A 1955-nucleotide genomic window follows, 5' to 3' on the forward strand; every position below is an offset into this window, starting at 1 on the left:
GCGACGAGGGAGGCGATCTCTCCGCACAGGAAGCGGGCCAGGTCCACTGGAGGTCGCCCGCCGCGGCCACCTCAGGGTCTTGCGTTCCCCGGACAACTGACCACGCAGGGCGACGTCCCCGGACCTCCGCCTGGTGTCCGCACACCGCTCCCCGCCGCCCGACGGGTAGTTTTGGGCACCCACAGCACTTTCAGGAGGATGGCCGTGACTGCTGATCTGTCACAGATCGTGAAGGCGTACGACGTACGCGGAGTGGTCCCGGACCAGTGGGACGAGGCACTGGCCAGGCTCTTCGGCGCCGCCTTCGCGCAGGTGACAGCGGCGGCGGCCATCGTCGTCGGCCACGACATGCGCCCCTCGTCCCCGGGCCTGTCCCGCGCCTTCGCGCACGGCGCGGCGGACCGTGGCGTGGACGTCGTGGAGATCGGCCTGTGCTCCACCGACCAGCTGTACTACGCCTCGGGCGCGCTGAACCTCCCGGGCGCTATGTTCACGGCCTCCCACAACCCGGCCCGGTACAACGGCATCAAGATGTGCCGCGCGGGGGCCGCCCCCGTCGGCCAGGACACCGGGCTCACCGAGATCCGGGAACTGGCCGAGCGCTGGCTCGCCGAGGGTGCCCCGGCACCCGCGGCCCGGCCCGGAACCCTCTCCGCGAACGAGACGCTGGAGGACTACGCGGCGCACCTGCGCTCCCTGGTCGACCTCTCCGCCATCCGCCCCCTGAAGGTCGTGGTCGACGCCGGCAACGGCATGGGCGGCCACACCGTCCCCTCCGTCTTCGCCGGTCTGCCGCTGACCCTCGTCCCGATGTACTTCGAGCTGGACGGCACCTTCCCCAACCACGAGGCCAACCCACTCGACCCGGCCAACCTGGTGGACCTGCAGAAGCGGGTCCCGGCGGAGGGCGCCGACCTCGGCATCGCCTTCGACGGCGACGCCGACCGCTGCTTCGTCGTGGACGAGAACGGCGACCCCGTCTCCCCGTCCGCGATCACCGCGCTGGTCGCCGCGCGCGAACTGGCCCGCAACGGCGGCAGGGGCACCGTCATCCACAACCTGATCACCTCCCGCACGGTCCCCGAGGTCGTACGGCAGAACGGCGGCACCCCGGTCCGCACGCGGGTCGGCCACTCCTTCATCAAGGCCGAGATGGCCCGCACCGGCGCCATCTTCGGCGGCGAGCACTCGGCGCACTACTACTTCAAGGACTTCTGGAACGCCGACACCGGCATGCTGGCCGCCCTGCACGTCCTCGCGGCGCTCGGCGGCCAGGACGGCCCGCTGTCCGCCCTGGTCGCGCAGTACGACCGCTACCGCGGTTCCGGCGAGATCAACTCCACGGTCGCCGACCAGCCCGGCCGCCTCGCCGCGGTCCGCGCCGCGTACGAGGGCCGCGCCGACGTCACCCTCGACGACCTCGACGGCCTCACGGTCGCCGCCGCCGACTGGTGGTTCAACGTCCGCCCGTCCAACACCGAGCCGCTGCTCCGGCTGAACGCCGAGGCGAAGGACGAGGTCACGCTGACCAAGATCCGCGACGAGGCCCTGGCGATCATCAGGGGCTGAGCGGTCCGCCCCATCGGCGGTACGCTGACCAGGCAATCCACGAACACCCACCCGCCCCCCGAAGGGACACCCCATGGCGCTCGAAGCCGGCCTCCTGGAGATCCTCGCCTGCCCGGCCTGCCACGCCCCCCTGAAGGAGCAGGACACCGAGCTGATCTGCACCGGCCCGGACTGCGGCCTCGCCTACCCGGTCCGCGACGGCATCCCGGTCCTGCTGGTCGACGAGGCCCGTCGCCCCGCCTGATCGGTCCCGGCACCGCGGGCGGGAGGGCCGGCGCCACCCGGTCCGGCCGCCGCCCCACGCGATCAGGCCCGTCCCCTCGTAGCACCCCAGGATCCCCGGCGACCGGAGGCTGCCGCCCATGCTGGACGAAACGCTGCTCGAC

At 72.5% G+C, this 1955-nt stretch carries 2 protein-coding genes; both read left to right on the top strand.

The genetic code is table 11. The features are described from left to right. Nucleotides 1-204 precede the first annotated feature (204 nt). Complete coding sequence (locus tag H5J33_RS33325; protein ID WP_181798430.1) at nucleotides 205-1569, top strand: phosphomannomutase/phosphoglucomutase; 1365 nt, start codon at nucleotides 205-207, stop codon at nucleotides 1567-1569. A 73-nt stretch (nucleotides 1570-1642) separates the two neighbouring features. Next, the gene (locus H5J33_RS33330; RefSeq protein ID WP_181798431.1) at nucleotides 1643-1813 is read left to right on the top strand and encodes a Trm112 family protein; all 171 of its coding nucleotides are present in this window, start codon (nucleotides 1643-1645) and stop codon (nucleotides 1811-1813) included. Nucleotides 1814-1955: the final 142 nt, after the last annotated feature.

It is taken from the genome of Streptomyces sp. WELS2 (assembly GCF_013870595.1).
GTDB lineage: Bacteria > Actinomycetota > Actinomycetes > Streptomycetales > Streptomycetaceae > Streptomyces.